Annotated in this window: 13 protein-coding genes and 1 pseudogene; 9 read left to right on the top strand and 5 right to left on the bottom strand. The window is 42.6% G+C overall.

Features of this window, described 5'->3' with window-relative positions; all coding sequences use genetic code 11:
• Positions 1–37: 37 nt before the first annotated feature.
• Positions 38–2,638, bottom strand: a complete 2,601-nt coding sequence (locus ACZ48L_RS08700; RefSeq protein ID WP_025792110.1) for an adenosylcobalamin-dependent ribonucleoside-diphosphate reductase — start codon at positions 2,636–2,638, stop codon at positions 38–40.
• A gap of 94 nt (positions 2,639–2,732) precedes the next feature.
• Here ACZ48L_RS08700 and ACZ48L_RS08695 point away from each other — a divergent pair, with 94 nt between their 5' ends.
• Together ACZ48L_RS08695 and ACZ48L_RS08690 are read left to right on the top strand one after the other, a co-directional pair.
• On the top strand, positions 2,733–3,470 hold the full coding sequence (locus tag ACZ48L_RS08695) for a nitroreductase family protein (protein ID WP_025792109.1): 738 nt from the start codon (positions 2,733–2,735) through the stop codon (positions 3,468–3,470).
• A 400-nt stretch (positions 3,471–3,870) separates the two neighbouring features.
• Positions 3,871–6,078: a sodium-translocating pyrophosphatase gene (locus ACZ48L_RS08690; protein WP_025792106.1), complete on the top strand. Its 2,208-nt coding sequence runs from the start codon at positions 3,871–3,873 to the stop codon at positions 6,076–6,078.
• A 310-nt stretch (positions 6,079–6,388) separates the two neighbouring features.
• Here ACZ48L_RS08690 and ACZ48L_RS08685 read toward each other — a convergent pair.
• Positions 6,389–6,820, bottom strand: a pseudogene (locus ACZ48L_RS08685) (NUDIX domain-containing protein).
• Between the two features lie 57 nt (positions 6,821–6,877).
• Here ACZ48L_RS08685 and ACZ48L_RS08680 point away from each other — a divergent pair.
• From ACZ48L_RS08680 to ACZ48L_RS08665, 4 genes are all read left to right on the top strand, one after another.
• Positions 6,878–7,723 carry a GSCFA domain-containing protein gene (locus ACZ48L_RS08680; RefSeq protein WP_044113906.1) on the top strand — a complete coding sequence of 282 codons (846 nt, stop codon included), beginning with the start codon at positions 6,878–6,880 and terminating at the stop codon, positions 7,721–7,723.
• Positions 7,724–7,746: 23 nt separating this feature from the next.
• Positions 7,747–8,181, top strand: coding sequence for a Fur family transcriptional regulator (locus tag ACZ48L_RS08675; protein WP_025792104.1), 435 nt, complete (start codon positions 7,747–7,749; stop codon positions 8,179–8,181).
• 83 nt (positions 8,182–8,264) lie between these two features.
• Complete coding sequence (locus tag ACZ48L_RS08670) at positions 8,265–10,745, top strand: bifunctional UDP-N-acetylmuramoyl-tripeptide:D-alanyl-D-alanine ligase/alanine racemase (RefSeq protein ID WP_025792102.1); 2,481 nt, start codon at positions 8,265–8,267, stop codon at positions 10,743–10,745.
• Between the two features lie 539 nt (positions 10,746–11,284).
• Positions 11,285–12,616, top strand: coding sequence for a DNA recombination protein RmuC (locus ACZ48L_RS08665; RefSeq protein ID WP_008822131.1), 1,332 nt, complete (start codon positions 11,285–11,287; stop codon positions 12,614–12,616).
• 90 nt (positions 12,617–12,706) lie between these two features.
• On the opposite strand, the gene ACZ48L_RS08660 is transcribed toward ACZ48L_RS08665, so the two are convergent.
• Positions 12,707–13,075 (bottom strand): winged helix-turn-helix transcriptional regulator, encoded by a 369-nt coding sequence (locus ACZ48L_RS08660; RefSeq protein WP_025792100.1) that lies wholly within the window; start codon positions 13,073–13,075, stop codon positions 12,707–12,709.
• Positions 13,076–13,305: 230 nt separating this feature from the next.
• Between ACZ48L_RS08660 and ACZ48L_RS08655 the strand changes: the two genes are divergently transcribed.
• The 3 genes from ACZ48L_RS08655 to ettA all read left to right on the top strand — a co-directional run bounded on the left by ACZ48L_RS08655 (position 13,306) and on the right by ettA (position 16,102).
• Positions 13,306–13,758: a cupin domain-containing protein gene (locus tag ACZ48L_RS08655; protein ID WP_025792098.1), complete on the top strand. Its 453-nt coding sequence runs from the start codon at positions 13,306–13,308 to the stop codon at positions 13,756–13,758.
• Positions 13,752–14,042 carry a transcriptional regulator gene (locus ACZ48L_RS08650; RefSeq protein WP_081767857.1) on the top strand — a complete coding sequence of 97 codons (291 nt, stop codon included), beginning with the start codon at positions 13,752–13,754 and terminating at the stop codon, positions 14,040–14,042. The genes ACZ48L_RS08655 and ACZ48L_RS08650 overlap by 7 nt, the downstream gene beginning before the upstream one ends.
• 362 nt (positions 14,043–14,404) lie before the next feature.
• Entirely contained in the window at positions 14,405–16,102 is a 1,698-nt protein-coding gene (ettA, locus tag ACZ48L_RS08645) for an energy-dependent translational throttle protein EttA (RefSeq protein WP_008822127.1), read from the top strand.
• Positions 16,103–16,409: 307 nt separating this feature from the next.
• On the opposite strand, the gene nhaA is transcribed toward ettA, so the two are convergent.
• Positions 16,410–17,735 (bottom strand): Na+/H+ antiporter NhaA, encoded by a 1,326-nt coding sequence (gene nhaA / locus ACZ48L_RS08640; RefSeq protein ID WP_025792097.1) that lies wholly within the window; start codon positions 17,733–17,735, stop codon positions 16,410–16,412.
• A 332-nt stretch (positions 17,736–18,067) separates the two neighbouring features.
• Positions 18,068–20,566: a YfhO family protein gene (locus ACZ48L_RS08635; protein WP_025792095.1), complete on the bottom strand. Its 2,499-nt coding sequence runs from the start codon at positions 20,564–20,566 to the stop codon at positions 18,068–18,070.
• Between the last annotated feature and the right edge of the window lie 19 nt (positions 20,567–20,585).

The raw sequence follows: 20,585 nt of genomic DNA, 5'->3' as shown, positions 1-20,585 counted from the left end.
CCGCAACAGTATTTACTGTTACGGGATTAAAACTCAATTATCCACAACGAGAAGCCCCACAATTAGTACAAATCAGACAACCTTCTTGATAAACAAGTGTCTCCTGTCCGCAAACAGGACACTTAAGTCCCGAAGCCTGCGTACCATCTGTTACATATTTCTTCAGCGCACGCTCAACTCCATTCTTCCAAGTGTTGATACTCTCACTTTTCAACTGTAATGAGCCAACAAGTTTAATGACGTGATCAATTGGCATACGATAACGGAGCACACCAGAAATCAGCTTGGCATAATTCCAATATTCTGGGTTAAACTTCTCCGACAGACCTTCCACAGTGGTCTTATAACCACGCTTATTTTCAAACTGGAAGTCATAACGGTGTGTACCATCATCAGCTGTTTGCTTTATAATCTTACCCTTTGTAACACTCTTTGGCAGAGCAATACCTTCTTCATCATCCTGTAAACCCGTAAAGATTTCATAAGGATAGCCATCCAGTAAGCCAACGAAAGCAACCCATTTCTCTTTATTATTCTGGAAACGAACAACATCACAATCAAGTTCTTTTGGACGAACTTCTATAACCTGTGGTTGTTTACAATTGCAATATTCATGATGCTCCTCTGCCGAATTCAGATCATTTTCAGCTTCTTTCTTAGCTTGCTCATCTTCTTTCTTATCTTTCTTTGAAACAGAAATCATAACTCCTGAGCGGCTACCATCACGATAAATAGTGCATCCCTTACATCCACTACGCCATGCTTCGACATAAAGTTTATTAACCAAAGCCTCGTCAACACTATTAGGTAAGTTCACCGTCACAGAAATTGAATGGTCAACCCACTTTTGAATAGCTCCTTGCATGCGTACCTTCATCAGCCAGTCTACATCATTAGCCGTTGCTTTATAATAAGGTGAGTGCTTTACAAGATCATCGATCTCTTCCTGAGTATAGTTCTTATTTGTATCAATCCCGTTGATTTCCATCCATGTCAAGAACTTGCGGTGATACACTATATATTCTTCAAAAGAATCACCAACTTCATCAACAAAGTCAACGTGCACATTTGTATCATTTGGATTTACCTTACGACGGCGCTTATAAACAGGCATAAATACTGGTTCAATACCTGAGGTTGTCTGCGTCATCAGTGACGTAGTACCTGTTGGAGCTATCGTAAGACAAGCTATGTTACGACGTCCATAGCGTGTCATATCCTCATAAAGCTGTGCATCAGCCTCTTTCAGACGCATAATAAACGGATTCTTTTCCTCACGTGTTGCATCATAAATAGAGAAAGCGCCACGTTCCTTAGCCATCACAACAGATGAACGATAAGCATTTAAAGCCAATGTACGATGAACCTGAACAGAGAAATCGGTAGCTTCCTGCGTACCATAACGTAATCCCATAGCTGCTATCATATCACCTTCAGCCGTTATTCCGACACCCGTACGACGACCTTTTCCGCTCTTTTCTCTTATTTTTTCCCATAGATGATACTCTGCGCTCTTCACCTCTTCGCTCTGCGGATCAGCCTTTATCTTTGCAAGAATAAGGTCTATCTTCTCCATCTCCAGATCAACAATGTCATCCATCAGACGCTGTGCCAACTGAGCATGCTTGCCAAAGAGCTCAAAATCGAAGTATGCATGATCCGTAAATGGATCAACAACATAAGAATAAAGGTTAAGAGAAAGCAAACGACAGCTATCATAAGGACATAGAGGAATCTCACCACAAGGGTTTGTTGATACCGTACGGAATCCTAAATCAGCATAGCAATCAGGAATACTTTCACGAATAATAGTATCCCAAAACAGTACACCTGGCTCAGCACTCTTCCAAGCATTGTGAACAATCTTCTCCCATAAAGACTTAGCCGAGACTGTCTTTGTGAAAGAAGGTTTCTTACTATCGGTGGGGAACTGTTGAACAAAGCTCTTGTCATCAACAGCAGCTTGCATAAATTCATCCGCAATTTTTACGGAGACATTTGCCCCCGTAACCTTTCCTTCTTCCATCTTAGCATCAATAAATGCCTCCGAATCTGGATGCTTGATACTAACGGAAAGCATCAAAGCTCCACGTCTTCCGTCTTGTGCAACTTCACGTGTACTGTTTGAATAACGTTCCATGAAAGGAACGAGACCTGTAGAAGTTAAGGCAGAATTATTCACTGGAGAGCCTTTGGGACGGATGTGACTCAAATCATGTCCTACTCCACCGCGGCGTTTCATCAACTGAACCTGCTCTTCATCAATACGCATGATGGCGCCATAAGAATCAGCATCACCATCCAACCCTATTACAAAACAATTCGACAAGGATGCGATCTGGTGCGTATTCCCTATACCTGTCATTGGACTTCCTGCAGGAATAATATAACGGAAGTGATCCAGAAGGTCAAACACCTCTCGTGCCGTCAAAGGATTTTTATATTTATTTTCAATGCGTGCTATTTCGTTAGCAATACGCCAATGCATCTGTTCAGGCGATTTCTCATAGATACGCCCGAAACTATCTTTCATTGCATACTTGTTAACCCATACCCGTGCTGCTAATTCATCACCACCAAAGTATTCTAAAGATGCTTGAAAGGCCTCATCAAATGAGTAAGTTTTATTGGTCTCCATTTTAGTTTTTATGAAAATTTTCGACTGCGAAGTTACGAATAGTTTTCCAAAATAGAAAACAATTAATTAACTTTGTAGCAGTAAAATTATCAAAATGGGAAATATAAACTCAAGGAAAACGATAAGGAAATATACGCAAAAGGATATTTCTGACACACTGCTCAAGCAATTGTTAGACGAAGCAGAACACACCCCGACGATGGGGAATCTACAGCTTTACTCCGTAATTATCACCAGAAACGCTGACATGAAAGCCCAACTGGCACCTGCGCATTTCTCTCAACCAATGGTAGAAGGAGCACCTGTAGTACTGACGTTCTGCGCAGACTTTCGCCGAACAACGCTGTGGGCTATCAATAGGAAAGCAACACCAGGTTACGATAACTTTTTATCTTTCCTCAATGCTGCCACTGACACCTTATTATATTGTCAGACCTTCTGCAATCTTGCCGAAGCCAAAGGACTTGGCACTTGTTTTTTAGGAACAACTATCTATAACCCTCAAGCAATCATCAAGACTCTCTGTCTACCGCAATTGGTTATGCCTGTAGCAACTATCACGCTGGGGTGGCCCGACGAGCAGCCTGCTCTTTCTGACCGATTGCCACTCAATAGCATCATCCATCAGGAGGTCTACAACGATTACACTCCCGAACGAATCAATGAGTTTTACACAGCCAAAGAGCAATTAGAGGAGAACAAATACTTTGTTGAGATCAACAATAAAGAAACACTTGCACAGGTTTTCACTGACATTCGCTATACCAAAAAGGACAATGAGGCCATGTCTGTAGGGCTATTAGAAGCGCTTAAACAGCAAGGATTCCTTTAAGAAATCAAGAAGAAGAAGTCTGAAGAGATGGAAAACAAATGGGGTTAAGATATAATATCTAACCCCATTTATCGGTTTTATACCTCCCCAGACTATCTATTTTCACAGTCAAAAGATAGTCTGTTACCAGCAAGACTGGACCATCTACCATCGCATACTCATATCAAAAATGTCGAGCAATTTGATAGCTGAAAAAAGATATTAGTAACAGTAAGTAGACTGTGAATGGTAATAACAAACGCAAAGTCATAAGAAGGGAAATAGTCCTCCACATTCTTTAACAAAGGAACACACCACAAGTCACTAAAAAAATATCACGAAAGCACCTGCTATCATTATTTTTTTATATATTTGCCGATGAATAAAATAAATCTATTACATAACCTAAAATTAGTAAACAATGGAACACATTCCACAAGTATTTTGGCTCATTCCCATTGCATCTGTGTGCGCTTTGGGCATGGCATGGTATTTCTTTAAATCCATGATGAAAGAAGATGAAGGCACATCACGTATGATTGAGATTGCTGAACACGTCAGACAAGGTGCCATGGCTTATCTGAAGCAGCAATACAAAGTTGTTTTACTCGTGTTTATTATCCTAGCAATTATCTTTGCTATCATGGCTTATGGCTTCAATGCACAGAACGCTTGGGTACCATTTGCCTTCCTTACAGGAGGCTTTTTCTCTGGTTTGGCGGGTTTCTTCGGTATGAAAACTGCCACATATGCCAGTGCTAGAACAGCTAATGCAGCCCGACAAGGACTCAACAATGGACTGAAAATAGCTTTTCGGTCAGGTGCTGTCATGGGATTGGTAGTCGTTGGACTCGGATTATTAGACATTGCGCTATGGTTTATCGCACTTACTTGGTTCTATTCTGACAAGATGACATCGAGTGAAATGCTCATCACCATCACAACAACCATGCTAACCTTTGGTATGGGAGCCTCAACACAGGCGCTGTTTGCACGTGTGGGTGGTGGTATCTATACCAAAGCTGCCGACGTAGGAGCTGACCTTGTGGGTAAAGTTGAAGCAAACATTCCCGAAGATGACCCCCGCAATCCTGCTACAATAGCTGATAACGTGGGTGATAACGTGGGTGATGTGGCTGGTATGGGCGCTGACTTATACGAAAGCTACTGTGGTTCCATTCTTTCAACTGCCGCACTTGGTGCTACAGCCTTCACTGCTTCTGCTGGCGATATGCAACTACGTGCTGTCATAGCACCAATGTTAATCGCTGCAGTGGGAGTATTCCTTAGCCTGTTTGGTATCTTCCTCGTAAGGACAAAGGAGGGTGCTACAATGAAGGATCTACTTCATTCCTTGGGAATGGGTACTAACACAGCTGCCGTACTGATAGCAGCAGCCAGCTTCTTGATACTCTATCTCTTAGGACTTGAGAACTGGTTAGGTATCAGTTTCTCTGTTATATCTGGCTTAGTGGCAGGTGTTGTCATCGGACAAGCCACCGAATATTACACATCACAGAGTTATCGACCAACGAAAAGCATATCTGAAGCAAGTCAGACTGGTGCAGCCACTGTTATTATAAAAGGTATAGGAACGGGTATGATTTCAACCTGTATCCCCGTCCTTGCCATCTCTATTGCTATTTTATTAAGCTATCTATGTGCAAATGGCTTCGATATGTCCATGTCAGCAGCATCACTTCAGCATGGTCTTTACGGTATAGGAATATCTGCTGTAGGCATGCTTTCAACGCTTGGAATCACTCTTGCAACTGATGCTTACGGCCCAATTGCCGACAATGCTGGTGGTAATGCTGAGATGAGTGAGCTTGGAGAAGAGGTACGTAGCCGTACTGATGCACTTGATGCACTTGGTAATACAACAGCTGCAACAGGTAAAGGTTTTGCTATTGGCTCTGCTGCACTAACAGCTCTGGCACTATTGGCATCCTACATTGAGGAGATTAAGATTGCAATGGCACGTGTTGGTGAACAAATGACAAATGTTGCCGGTGAAGCTATTGATGCTACCAATGCAACAATTCCTGACTTCATGAACTTCTTCCAAGTGAACCTTATGAATCCGAAAGTGCTCGTTGGTGCATTCATTGGAGCCATGGCAGCGTTCCTCTTCTGCGGTTTAACGATGGGAGCTGTGGGTAGAGCAGCTGGCAAGATGGTTGCAGAAGTACGCCGCCAGTTCCGTGAAATAAAAGGAATTCTTGAAGGAACAGGTACTCCAGACTATGGTCGTTGCGTAGAAATCAGTACCCAGAGTGCTCAACATGAGATGATTATACCTTCTCTTTTAGCCATTATTATCCCTGTTGTAGTAGGAGTTCTCTTAGGTGTTGCAGGTGTTTTGGGTCTGTTAGTTGGTGGATTAGCTGCCGGTTTCACCCTTGCAGTCTTCATGTCGAATGCAGGTGGAGCTTGGGACAATGCCAAGAAGTATGTAGAAGAGGGTAACTTCGGAGGTAAAGGGTCAGAGTGTCACAAAGCAACAGTTGTTGGTGACACCGTTGGCGACCCATTTAAGGATACGTCTGGCCCATCACTTAACATCCTTATCAAGCTCATGAGCATGGTAAGTATCGTAATGGCGGGTCTGACTGTAGCCTGCTTATAATACTGTACATAAGCAGTAAAAAAGAAAAACAAGCTCTCAAGCTTGTAATATAAATTCAAACTGCAAAACAAAAGGTGCTCTTTTAGGTTCTAAAAGGGCACCTTTCACGTTGCAAAAGGGCATCTTTTGATGTGTAAAAGGGCATCTTTTACAAGTCAAAAGATGCCCTTTTACAATGCCTATTCATAATCGTTTGATTTTCAATATATTGTAAAACGGGAAATGAAGGTTTCTATCTTTATTTCCAAGACATCGGTAGCAAAATAACGTAAGGATATTTCATATCTAACTCATCCATATTATTCCTCTCTTACTCTACACAAAGTAAGCCCTTTGTTTCACGCAAGATGGTATCATGATCGAATGCCAATGGGGGAAGATTATCTATGGGAAACCATTCTGCCACAGATGCATCATCTCTTCCTCGAACCTCAGTAAGACCTTCGACTATCGTATAATAAGCAACGGTTATAACCCTTTCACGTGGATCTCTACCGACAGCATCGAAAACATTGACCCTATGTAGTTCCTTAACTTTCAGTCCAGTTTCCTCTTCCAGTTCACGTCGGGCAGCGTCCTCTGTTGTCTCATCGATATTCATAAACCCACCAGGGAAAGCCCACATATTCTTACATGGGTCATGTTTGCGCTATATCAACAATAAATATAGCCCATTTTCAGTGTGTGCAAAGACCAGACAATCCGCCGTTACAGCAGGGTGAGGATATTCGTAAGTGTACATCTACGTTCTACTTTTTCTATTATTACTCCAGCAAATATATAAAAATTAATCCTATCCATGGATGTTCTCTCTTCATTTTTTACTAACTTTGCCACTATGGAGTTCAGAACTATTGTCAACATTCCTCATCCTGAATTTGAGATACAACCATGCGAGAAGATACTTTTCGTGGGCTCATGTTTTGCTGATAATATCGGTAAGCGTTTCGAAGAGGAGAAGTTTCGTACCACAATCAATCCTTTTGGAGTCATGTACAACCCTATCTCTATTCTTCATACAGTAATGAGAAAAGAAGGAGAGAGCTTTGACACGGCAGTACTTACACTTGGGACGAACCATGTTTACATAGAGAAAGCAACTGGGACAGTCGTAGACAACTGCCAGAAACGTCCTCAAAATCTGTTTGAAGAACGTGTTTTGACGGTTGAACAGTGCACAGAAGCACTACGAGGAGTGGTGGCTGCCTTAAGAAAAGGTAATCCAAATATAAAGATAATCCTAACTGTCAGCCCCATCCGGTACGCAAAATACGGTTATCATGAGAGTCAATTGTCCAAGGCCACTTTGTTATTAGCATCCCATCAGCTTATAACAGAACAGCAAGGGAGAATCTATTACTTTCCTGCTTACGAGATTGTAAATGACGAACTACGCGATTATCGGTTCTACAAGGCTGACATGCTCCATCCCAACGAGCAGGCGGTGGATTATATATGGGAACGTTTCGTTGAGGTTTCTTTCTCCAAAGAAGCTAAAAAATTCCTCGAATCATGGCGTCCAATAAAGGAGGCTTTTGGGCACAAACCCTTTAATCCCGAATCAGAAGAATATAAACACTTCTTACAAAAGACAAGAGAAAAGGCAGAAAAGTTAAAGTTGGAATATCCAGACTTAGAACTTTGAATATAACAATGGAGAGAGAAGAGATGGATGAGGCACAAATAGAACAACTATTGAAGGCACATGGTGTGAAGTTAACAGCTAATCGCATCGTAATCATACGTACACTGGCAAAGCAGAATAACCCTGTTTCCATGAAAGAACTGGAGCTACAACTACAGACAATAGACAAGTCGAGCATCTCCCGTACATTGTCTTTATTCAAGGATCACCATCTGGTTCATCAATTAGAAGATGGGGACGACATAGCTAAATATGAACTATGTCTTAGCCATAACACAAAGAAGGATGAGGACATGCACGTACACTTCTATTGTGAAAGCTGTCACCGCACATTCTGTCTGAGCGATATTCCCGTTCCACAAGTAAAACTTCCCACAGGCTACAGGCTGCATACCGTCAACTATATGATTAAAGGAATCTGCCCTCAATGTGCCCACCATGGCAATGTTCAACGATAGAATGAAAAAATACTATATATAATATGTAGTATTAAGAGTTTTCATTACCTTTGCAATACAATAAAAAACAATACAGAATAGTAATGAATTATACTATTGAGAAAGTAACAACCCTTATTGGTGCACGCCGTTATGGTAACACGGATGCAAACATTAGTTTCATACTTACCGACAGTCGGTCCCTCTGTTTCCCAGAAGAAACATTGTTCTTTGCCATCAGAACTGAGCGAAATGATGGTCATAACTATATCCCAGAGTTATACGGAAGAGGCGTAAGAAACTTTGTTGTTGAGGCAATCCCTGAGAATTGGGCAACCCTTTACCCTAACTCTAACTTCCTAAAAGTGGTCGGTACGCTTGAAGCTTTACAGCGTTTAGCAGAGCGACACCGCGATGAGTTCTTGATTCCAATCATTGGTATCACAGGGTCAAATGGTAAGACCATGGTAAAGGAATGGCTTTATCAGTTACTTTCTCCAGAGATGATTGTGACGCGTTCACCACGTAGTTACAACTCTCAAATAGGTGTTCCATTGTCAGTATGGCTATTGAATGAGAATACACAGATTGGTGTTTTTGAGGCAGGCATCAGTAAACCGGGAGAAATGCTAGCTCTTCGTGACATCATTCAGCCAACGATTGGTGTGTTTACCAGCCTTGGAACCGCTCATCAAGAGAACTTTCCATCATTAGAAGCAAAGTGTCTGGAGAAGCTAAAGCTATTCCATGACACACAGGCTATCGTATATTCCGAAGACGATCAGGTCCTTAACGATTGCATCTCTGCAAAGAATTACAAAGGAGAGAGTCTTAATTGGTCTGCAAAAGACGTACATGCCGCCTTCTTTATCAAATCTATTGAGAAGAAAGACATAGAGACAACTGTCTCATATGTATGGAAAGGAAAGGTAGAGGGACAGTATAAACTACCTTTCATAGATGATGCCAGCGTAGAAAACTCCATTACCTGCGCTGTCGTATCACTTCATTTAGGGATTGAGCCAGCACATCTTGCAGAACGGATGGCAAAGCTTGAACCTGTTGCCATGCGACTGGAAGTGAAAGAAGGACAGCATGGTTGTACACTGATCAACGACTCATACAACTCTGATTATAACTCTCTTGATATAGCACTTGACTTCATGAACCGTCGTCCTGACCACAAAGGACGCAAACGTACATTGATATTAAGTGACATACTTCAGAGTGGGGAGAGTGGTAAAGAACTATATAATAAGGTAGCATTCTTATGTGAGAAACGTGGTGTTGAGAAGTTTATCGGTATAGGAGAAGGACTTCTTGCAGAGCGTTCTGCCTTCAAGCATCTTGGAGAAAAGCATTTCTTTGCTACAATAAATGCCTTTATCCACAGTGATGTCTTTGCAAATCTGCATGATGAAGTCATCCTCTTAAAGGGCGCACGACAGTTTGGTTTTGATCATCTTACGGAACTATTAGTGAAGAAGGTACATGAGACAGTACTGGAAGTAAACCTCAATGCAGTGGTTGATAACCTGAATTGGTATCGCTCTTTCTTGAAGCCTGAGACCAAATTGGTATGCATGATCAAGGCAGATGCCTATGGGGCAGGTGCCGTAGAGATAGCAAAAACATTACAAGACCATCGTGTGGACTACCTTGCTGTTGCTGTTGCGGATGAAGGTGTGACGCTTCGTAAGAATGGTATCACCAGTAATATCATGATTATGAACCCAGAGATGACGTCATTTAAGACGCTCTTTGACTATGATCTTGAACCTGAAGTATACAGTTTCAGACTACTTGATGCACTCGTTAAGGCTGCACAGAAGGAAGGAATCACAGGTTTCCCTGTTCATATTAAGCTGGATACGGGTATGCACCGACTTGGTTTCGACCCACAGAAGGATATGGATGAGCTGATAAAACGTCTGAAACATCAGAACGCTATCATCCCTCGTTCAGTCTTTTCTCACTTTGTTGGCTCAGATGCGGACAGCTTTGACGACTTCTCAGCACACCAATTTGCACTCTTTGATGAAGGCAGTAAGAAGCTACAGGCAGCTTTCAAGCACAAGATTATTCGCCACATGGACAATTCATCTGGTATAGAACACTTCCCAGAACGACAGATGGACATGTGCCGATTAGGCTTAGGACTCTACGGAATCAACCCTCGCACGAATAAAATTATCAATAATGTGTCAACCCTTAAGACAACAATCTTACAGCTAAGGAATGTTCCCGCTGGTGATACTGTTGGCTATTCACGTAAGGGAACCATTGATCATGACAGTCTTATTGCCGCTATTCCTATCGGATATGCCGATGGATTAAACCGGCATCTTGGTAACAGACACTGCTATTGCTTAGTAAATGGGAAGAAAGCAGAGTATGTTGGTAATATTTGTATGGATGTTGCTATGATAGATGTCACTGGAATAGACTGCAAAGAAGGCGACAGTGTTGAGATCTTCGGTGATGATCTGCCCGTAACTGTGCTCAGTGATGCACTTGACACCATCCCTTATGAGGTCCTGACAACTATCAGTAACCGTGTAAAGAGGGTCTACTTCCAAGATTAATAGAATCGTCTATTTCACCCTCTCCCCATTGAGGGAGGGGATAACAGACGTATTACTTTATTCCTTTCGTCCATTTTTAACACAAAAAATACAGAAGAAAGGATTTCCAAACTTCCCTTTACACAGAGACCTAAGGGTCATCGAACACACAGAAATGTTAATAGTACATGATAACTGTAGCATATCTGTAACCTAAAACCAGAACTTATTGTTTATAGGTCAGTATCTATGAAAGGAAATAATCAGACTTATAAGATCATTCGCTGTATCTACAAAGTCTATTAGAGCTTAGAACTGGGACTATCAGAGGTCGTCTACAAAGATGCATTAACATACAAACCAACAAAGAATGGGTTGAAGGTTAAGAGTGAAGTGGATGTCTCTATACTCCATAATAATATAATAATGACCACAACTTGAGACTGAACATCTTCGTCAAGAGGTAGATAATAATAGAACTAAAGACAATGAAAAAACTACAGGAGATACATTTTTCTTCGTGTAATCTGTGTTGGAAAATGAATAATAAATAAACAACTATGGCTATAATATACTTGATACTTGGTGTCATCATTGGTGCAATCATCACCTTCCTACTGATAAAGAACAAGACAACACAGGAGGTGAGCAAGGCAAATGAGAGTGTGGCGGTGCTTCGTAGTCAGCTTGAAACTGAGAGAAAGAATGTAGATGAACGCATCGCAACGGTGAAGGAGAATGCTAACCAACAGTTAGATGCAGAAAGAAAGCATGGTGAAGAGCTACGTGCAGAGCTACAGAAACAAGCAGAAGCTAAGAACAAACTACTACAGGAAGAGGTACGTAACATGGCTGCACAGATGCTGGCTGAGAGCCGTGAAAAGATGAATACGGCTGACAAGGAACGTCTCGAGGCCCTGCTCTCACCACTCAAAGACCGTTTGGAGACTTTCAATCAGACTGTAACGAACAACAGCAAGGAGAACACTGCCAACAAGACTGAGATAAAAACGACCTTTGAAGAGGCTATGAAACGACTTCATGCCGAGCAGGAAATGACGATAAAGGCGATGCGCGAAGACCAGGAACGCACAGTAAAAGAACTACGCGAGCAAACGGAACGTATTGGAAATGACGCAGCATCACTTACTCAAGCACTCAAAGGCGACTCTAAAATGCAGGGTGATTGGGGAGAGATGATTCTTGAAAAGACCTTAGAAGACTGTGGATTGGTCAAGGATCAGCAGTTCTTCCTACAAGAGAACTACAAGGATGAGAATGGAAATAACTTCCGCCCTGACGCCGTAATAGAACTCCCGAACAAAGAAAGAGCTGTGGTTGATGCCAAGGTTTCACTTACTGCTTACCAAGCTGCTATAAAGGAAACGGACAGTAATGAGCAAGAACGCCTACTGAAAGAACATGTGGTTTCCGTGCGAAAGCATATCGATGAGCTGTCAGCAAAGAACTATGAGAAGCTGGTTCCGGGTTGCATCGGATATGTTCTGATGTTCATCCCTTACGAAAGTGGATATTCAGCAGCACTCAAGACCGACCCAACCATCCTGCAATATGCTTACCGAAAGCATATCATCGTACTCAGTCCGAGCAACCTCCTGATGGCTTTGCAACTGACAAGAACGATGTGGCAGAACTATCGACTGAATCAGAATGTAGACGAAATACTCCGGCAATCAAATGACCTTTACGATAAGTTTGTTACCTTCGGTGAGACATTTGTCAAGATCGGGACAAGTATTGAACGATTACAACAGGACTTCAGTAAGGCTAAAGGACAGCTCAATGAAGGCAAAGGAAATATCATTCGCCGCTTAGAAGGAATGAAAACATTGGGTATCACACCTAAGAAACAGATACCCGACAGCCTATAAAGATTATCAAAATAAAACTCCGTCCACGGTAAGACGACTGTCAAACCATGGGCGGAGTTCTTGTATATATGTACCTCTGATTACAGAAACCTATTTCAACAAGAAATTACGTCTCGATTCTATGATATCTTCCATGTTATCACTTGCCCACGAAATGAGATTGTTTATAAGCGGCAAAAGGCTTTCCCCCTTCTTCGTAAGTGAATATTCTACACGTGGAGGTATCTCCGAAAAGGCCACACGAAGGATGAGTCCATCAGCTTCAAGCATCTTTAATGTTGTCGTCAACATCTTCTGAGAGATATCTGGAATATTACGTTGCAACTCCTTAAAACGCTGATTATTATTAGATTCTAACGTGAAAAGCACCAACATTGACCACTTATCCCCTACTCTTGACAACACATTCCGAATCGGACAATTAGGATAAAGGGCGTCTCTTATCTCACTTCTGTTCATTACTATAACTTACATAAATCATATTACTGTACAAAAGTAACTATTAAAGCTAACGTTATCTATACTTTATAGTTAAAGTATGTAAAAGTACAGATGACAGAATGCCCTAACAGACACATTGATTACCTCATGGTAACTGACTGTCTTCTGCGTACCTACTTGTAGAATCTGTCAGAAGACCATACCTTTGCATCATCAAAACAAATAACAATAATAAAAGAAACAAGATTATGAAGACTATCGAAACTACCAAGAATGGTAAAAACTACACAGCAGTAAACGTGGGTAAACTCAATGAAATCAAAGATTATGTGCTTCCTTTGGGCAACATCGAGATACCAGGTAAGGTGTTTGCCGGACAGGCTTTACACGCAACTGGTAGCGAGCTGTCATTCCAAACATTAGTACCAGGACAAGACAGTGGCTTCTTGCATACACATAAAACGCATGAGGAACTTTACTTCATACTAAAAGGTGAAGGCGAGTATCAAGTAGACGGCGATATATTCCCTGTTTCCGAAGGTAGTATCATACGTGTTGCTCCAGAAGGTAAGCGTGCATTGAAGAACACAGGTAACGATGAGATGCTCATGCTTTGCATACAGTATAAGGCCAATAGCTTCACAGAGAGCGACTCACCAGCTGGTGATGGTGTTATACTAAACGATGAGTTGAAATGGTAGTAAACCCACAATTCCCAACGTGTCCGATTCGTAACGTCCTTGCAAAGACTTGCGAACCAGACACACTTTGGGTCATTCAATCTATCGGTTCATGGGGCTCAATGACCTATGATGAGCTTCTCCACTATGTCGCAGACTATAAACTGTGTGCCTCCTTAGCCAATTTAATACAAGACAGAATCATAACTAAGGATTCTGATGTGTACCATCTAACACCAATTGGACAAGAGCTATTCCCGCATATTTCCACACTCGTTTCCTGGTGTTACGCTAATCTCCTCTAAAGCTACTATAACCAACCTTCTATAACAGGACATAAACGATTGTCAACAGAGTGCTTCACTGTGTTGATACATGTGTTTTATCTTCCTCAAACACATGCTTTTTAGTTTTATCACACTTAGATAATTAGTTATCACGCTTAGATAATTAATTATCAGACTTAGATAATTAATTATCTAAGTCTGATAATAGAAGAATACATACGATACGACAATGCAAATACCATGAGAAAGTATAGCATAAGCTCTTATTATCATTTACAAACAACGTGTCTTCTGCTTTGAAAGGATGGAAGCAAGACATAAGATTTGCCTAAACAAACCTTTTTCTGTATCTTTGTCAGCAAAAACAAACTGAACAATCAATGGCAACAGTAGACGACAAGAAGATTATCTTCTCAATGGTGGGTGTATCAAAGATCATCCCACAGAACCAGAAACAGATTCTGAAGAACATTTACCTCTCGTTCTTCTATGGTGCAAAGATAGGTATTATAGGTCTCAACGGCGCTGGTAAGTCCACGCTAATGAAGATTATCGCAGGCCTTGTGGAGCCAACACAAGGTGAAGTGGTATGGAGCCCAGGCTATTCTGTGGGCTATCTGCCACAGGATCCACCACTCGATGAGACGAAAACTGTAAAGGAAAATGTGATGGAAGGTGTGCAACATATCTATGATGCACTGAAGGAATACGATGATATCAATGTGAAATTTGGATTGGAAGAGTATTACTCTGATGCTGACAAGATGGATAAGCTGATGCAGCGTCAAGCAGAATTGCAGGATATCATCGATGCAACGGATGCCTGGAACATTGATTCAAGACTCGAAAGAGCCATGGATGCACTGCGTTGTCCTAAGGGTGACCTCCCTGTTACGAACCTTTCAGGTGGTGAGCGACGCCGTGTTGCTCTCTGCCGCCTACTCCTTCAGAAGCCTGACGTACTCCTTCTTGATGAGCCTACTAACCACCTTGACGCTGAGAGCATCGACTGGTTGGAGCAGCATTTACAGCAGTATGAGGGTACAGTCATTGCCGTTACGCACGACCGTTACTTCCTTGATGACGTGAGTGAGTGGATTCTTGAACTCGATCGTGGCGAAGGTATTCCTTGGAAGGGCAACTATTCTTCATGGCTTGACCAGAAAACAAAGCGCATGGAACAGGAAGAGAAGTCAGCTTCTAAGCGTCGTAAGACCCTGGAACGTGAGTTGGAATGGGTACGTATGGCACCAAAGGCACGTCAGGCAAAGGGTAAAGCACGTCTTAACTCCTACGAACAGATGCTCAATGAGGAGCAGAAGCAACGCGAGGAGAAGCTCGAAATATTCATTCCTAATGGTCCACGACTCGGTAATAAGGTAATTGAAGCACAACATGTACAGAAGGCTTTCGGTGAGAAAATACTCTTCAACGACCTCAACTTCATGCTGCCTCCTAACGGTATCGTGGGTGTTATCGGTCCGAACGGTGCTGGTAAAACAACACTCTTCCGCCTTATTATGGGCTTAGAGCAGGTTGATGGTGGTACATTCGAGGTGGGTGAGACTGTTAAACTTGCCTATGTCGACCAGCAACACAAGGATATTGACCCTAACAAGACTGTATATGATGTTGTAGCACAGGGCAACGAGACCATCCGTATGGGTGGACGCGACATCAATTCACGTGCTTACCTCTCTCGTTTCAACTTCTCCGGAACCGACCAAAGCAAGCTTTGTTCAGTCCTTTCAGGCGGTGAACGCAACCGATTACAGTTGGCTTTAGCATTGAAGCAGGAAGGAAACGTCCTCTTACTTGATGAGCCGACGAATGATATCGACGTCAACACACTTCGTGCTTTAGAGGAAGGTCTTGAAGCATTTGCAGGTTGTGCAGTAGTAATCAGCCACGACCGCTGGTTCCTCGACCGTATCTGTACCCACATACTTGCCTTTGAAGGCAACGGTGAAGTAGTCTTCTTCGAAGGCGGCTTCTCGGACTATGAGATCAATAAGGCTCGTCGATTGGGTAATGAAGAGATAAAGAAAGGTAGGTATAGAAAGCTGATGGAGGAGTAAAAGCCCCACCCCTTCCCTCCCTGAAGGGAGAGGGGGAAAAAGCCTCACCCCCAACCCCTTTCCAAAAGGAGAGGGGGAATGCTGGAAACAATTCGCTTGGGAAAAAGCCTTTTCGGAATTAATTTGTTGGGGTGATAAGCGTTATCAAAACTAATTGGATAGATGATGATAACCCTTATCTGAATTAATTTGTTTGTGTAAGCCTTTCTGTCATTCTCCCAACCAATAGGGGTATCGCGCTAATCACGCCCCTCCCTATGGGGGAGGGGACGGGGAAGGGGCCAGTTGTTTGCTTGTTTGCTTGTTTTTATTTACTTTTCTTATTCAGCAGCACATACCCACCTATTCCGCCTAAGATGGAGGCGAGGAAGATACCCAATTTTGCTTGTGTCATCAATAGCTCGTCGGTGAAGGCAAGGGTAGAGATGAACATTGACATTGTGAAGCCGATAGAGGCAAGCATACCTAAGCCCAGCAGTGTGCGACGAGTGATGGCACTTGGAAGGGTTGCCCAACGCATTTTTACCATTAAGAAAGTTGCTCCGATAATACCAATCGGTTTTCCTAAGAGCAGACCCAATGTCACTCCGAGTACTACGTGGGTAGAGAAGATGTCAGATAGACTTAAATCTGTGAAGCTGATACCAGCATTGGCAATTGCAAAGATAGGCATGATAAAGAAAGTAACGATAGGTGTCATCTTATGTTCAAGTTGTTGCAGCAAGGGAATTGCGATAGTAGTGTCGTGCTGGATATGTGTCAGTACGTCAACCTGTCCCTCCTCCAAGGTTCTCACCTCGTTAGCTTCCTCTTTCTCGAAACGTCTTGTCAGTTTCTTTATACGCTTAAGATAGACCGACTCATTAATCTTCGCATCGGCTGGAATCATAAAGGCAGCAAGTACGGCAGCAATCGTTGCGTGGATTCCTGACAACAAGAATGTTACCCAGACACCACCGATACCAAGTGCGGCATAGAAGAATAGGCTCTTGATACCGAGTCTGTTGCCTATAAACATCACTGCGAGAAAGCCCAAACCAAAGAGCAAACTCGCAATAGAGAGTTCGGAAGTGTAGAAGAAGGCGATGACAAGCACAGCCCCAAGGTCGTCTACTATGGCAAGCGTTGTAAGGAAAACCTTAGCCGATACGGGTACTTTATCGCCCAAAAGATATACTACTCCTAAGGCAAAGGCAATGTCAGTTGCCATCGGTATACCCCATCCCATCGTTTGTGGGGTACCTATGTTCAGACTTAAAAATATCAAGGCAGGTACAATCATACCGCCTATTGCTGCGCCGATAGGTAGAATGGTGTTTCTGATGTCAGCCAGTTCGCCACCGATGAATTCTCTTTTCAACTCTAAGCCGACCACAAAGAAGAACATAGCCATTAAGCCATCATTAATCCAATGGTGCAGACTATAATTCAGATAAGGCTCTCCGTTGACGATAAAGCCTACTTCCTGCTCAAAGAAATGGGAATAGCTTTCAGCAAGGTTGCTATTTGCCAATATCATCGCTAAGGTGACACTGAGAATCAGAACGATACCTCCTGACTTCTCCCTACCCATAAACAGCTTTATCGGTAGCATCAAATGCTGGTTTAGCTTCTTTTCAACTCGTTGTCTCATAATTTTCTTGTTATCCTTATTTTAGAATATATATAATAGGTGAAGAACGCAACAAGCCCTATATAATAAAAGCATATAAAACCTATATTCTAAACACTCTTCGATTTAAACGGAATACCCTCGTAAGCCAATATACTTGCGAGGGGGTATTCAGTCTTATCCTTTTTTATCTTCTAGCTTTCATCCTTTATGGGGAATTTCCTCGTCCTTTCCCCCTAACTTCCCTTCTGGCAGTTACCACAAGTTCAGAAATACTAAGGGGTATCGCGCTAATCACGCCCCTCCCTATGGGGGAGGGGACGGGGGTGGGGCCAGTTGGTTGTTCTATTTGTTTACTTCTTCTTCCACTCCATATACCCTGCTCCCGCAATCGCCAAGAGGAGGATAACGATAGAGATGTAAGCAATGGTCTCAGTAGTAGAGATACTTGTTGGGTGGAAGTCGAGTACTACGATGTGCTTACCTGGCTTCACATTTACAGCGCGAAGAATATAATTCACTCGTCCAAGTTCTACAGACTGTCCATCAACGGTTGCTTTCCAACCCGGATAATATATCTCTGAGAAGACAACAATACCACCATTCTTTGAGTTAACAGTGTATTGCAGGTTGTTTGGCTCATACTTATCAAGCTTCACTGTGGCTGTAGAGTCGTTCGCCTTTGCCTGTCCGAGCACTGCTTCGAACTGCTTATCAGCTACAGCTTCATGCCGAACATCAATCTTCCCTACCTCAGCATACTCTGCATTAGCATCAGCAACATAGTCAATCTTATCAACAAACCAACCGTTACCCTGCGCATAGATATTCTTCAATGGGATTGTTGCACCACCTTGAAGAGGGAAAATAAAATACTTTGTGTTCAACATATTGAGCACAGGGAACAACTTCACGCCATCTACCTGCTGCATGTTTCCACCCTTAGCTGCAATAGCCTGCATCGCTTTCTGCATCTCAGGAACGATATAAGCATCTACCATCTCCTGGTAACGACGCAACTTTGCTGGGTGATAACCACCTATACTCTTATGGAAATAAGAGGTCTCATTCTCGTTAAAGGTATTTGAAGCAAAGTTCAATACACGATAATCAAGGCTCTTATCCTTATTTATTTCAATATCTGTAGCCGTTGGCTGCTGTGGCATATCACGTTCACTCTTCGGTACAAACATCTCATCATTGAGGTAACGCTTATCTACTTGCCACATATCAACAAGACAAAGCACCAGCAAAGCAGCTATCATATAGTCGGCACGGAGCTTCTTTAGCTTATAAGCAAAGAGCAAAGCAAAGCCTATCAGGATAATAATAACCGACCGCCAAGCATCAGAACTGACCATTGCAGCCCGCATATCAGAGATATTTGCAAGGATAGTACGAGCTGTACCTCCATCCATTCCCTGAATACTTCCAATCATCTGACGCTCCTGTTCGCTGACAAATGGTCCCATCATATCCGGGAATAGAGCTATTAAAGCTGCTACACCTGCCGTAAGAGCAAGACTAATATAAGCAAACTTCATCTGTTTACTGAGTACATCAGGCTCATCAACGATCTTCTTCAATGCCAAAGCAGCAAGCAATGGGATAGTAAACTCGGCTATAACAAGGATACTTGCCACTGTTCGGAACTTCGCATACATCGGTATATAATCGAGGAAGAAGTTCGTAAAGCCCATGAAGTTATGCCCCCAGGCTAAGAGAACGGACAATACTGTTGCTGCTAACAAAGCCCACTTCATAGGACCTTTCACAATGAACAAGCCTAAGATAAAGAGGAAAAGCACGAAAGCACCCACATAAACAGGACCGCTCGTACCCGGTTGTGTACCAAAATACTGTGGAAAGGCATCGTAAAGTTGTGGTATCATAGACTGAATCTGTGGGTCAGCCTTTGCCATTGCAGTTGCATTCTTGCTCAATGGAACACTTGCTCCACCCTTTGCATCAGGCACAAGAAGCGTTAATGTCTCATCAATACCATAACTCCACTGTGTGATATAATCACGATCAAGCCCTGAACTGGTCTGGTTGGCAGCGTCTTTCTTGACCAATTCACTCTTACCACGCATACTTTCCTTCTGATACTGCCATGTATGATAAAGGCTTGAGAGGTTGATTGCTATACCAATCAGTGCTGCGGCAGCCAGAACACCCGTCGCTTTAAGGAATACAGCAAGCTGTTTCTCACGGATAGACTTTACCAAATAGCCTATTACCATGAAGAGAATGATGAACAGATAATAGTAAGTCATCTGCACATGGTTCGCCTTTATCTCAAAAGCTGTGAACAATGCCGTGACAATGAAACCCGAAAGGTAACGCCCACGATAAGCCAAGACGACACCAGCTATCATTGGTGGGAGATAAGCCAACGCCATAACCTTCCATAAGTGGCCTGCAGCAATGATGATTAAGAAGTAAGATGAGAATGCCCACATCACACTTCCAAGTGCTGCAAGGGACTGTCGGAAGTCGAAAGCACGTAACAAAATATAGAAACCTAACAGATAAGCGAAGAGGAACCACACGTTGTCTGGCAGCCAAAGATGGTAAGCATTCATTACCTGTGACAGTCCATCTGTAGACTGATAAGACGGTGACATCTGGTAAGTAGGCATCCCTCCAAAGATAGAATTGGTCCATCTTGTAGTCTCACCCGTACGGTTCTGATACTCTGTCATCTCCTGTGCAGCGCCAACTCCAGCTGAAGCATCATGCTGATAGAGGATCTTACCCTGTGTGATTGGTACAAAGAAGTAAGCGAAAGAGATAATCGCAAACACTGCAATCACCACGACGTCAGGTAGAAATTTCTTCCAAGTTTTCATATTTATTGCGTTTTGTTTC

Source organism: Prevotella histicola (assembly GCF_055385135.1).
This window is presented reverse-complemented; position numbering and strand designations above follow the sequence as displayed.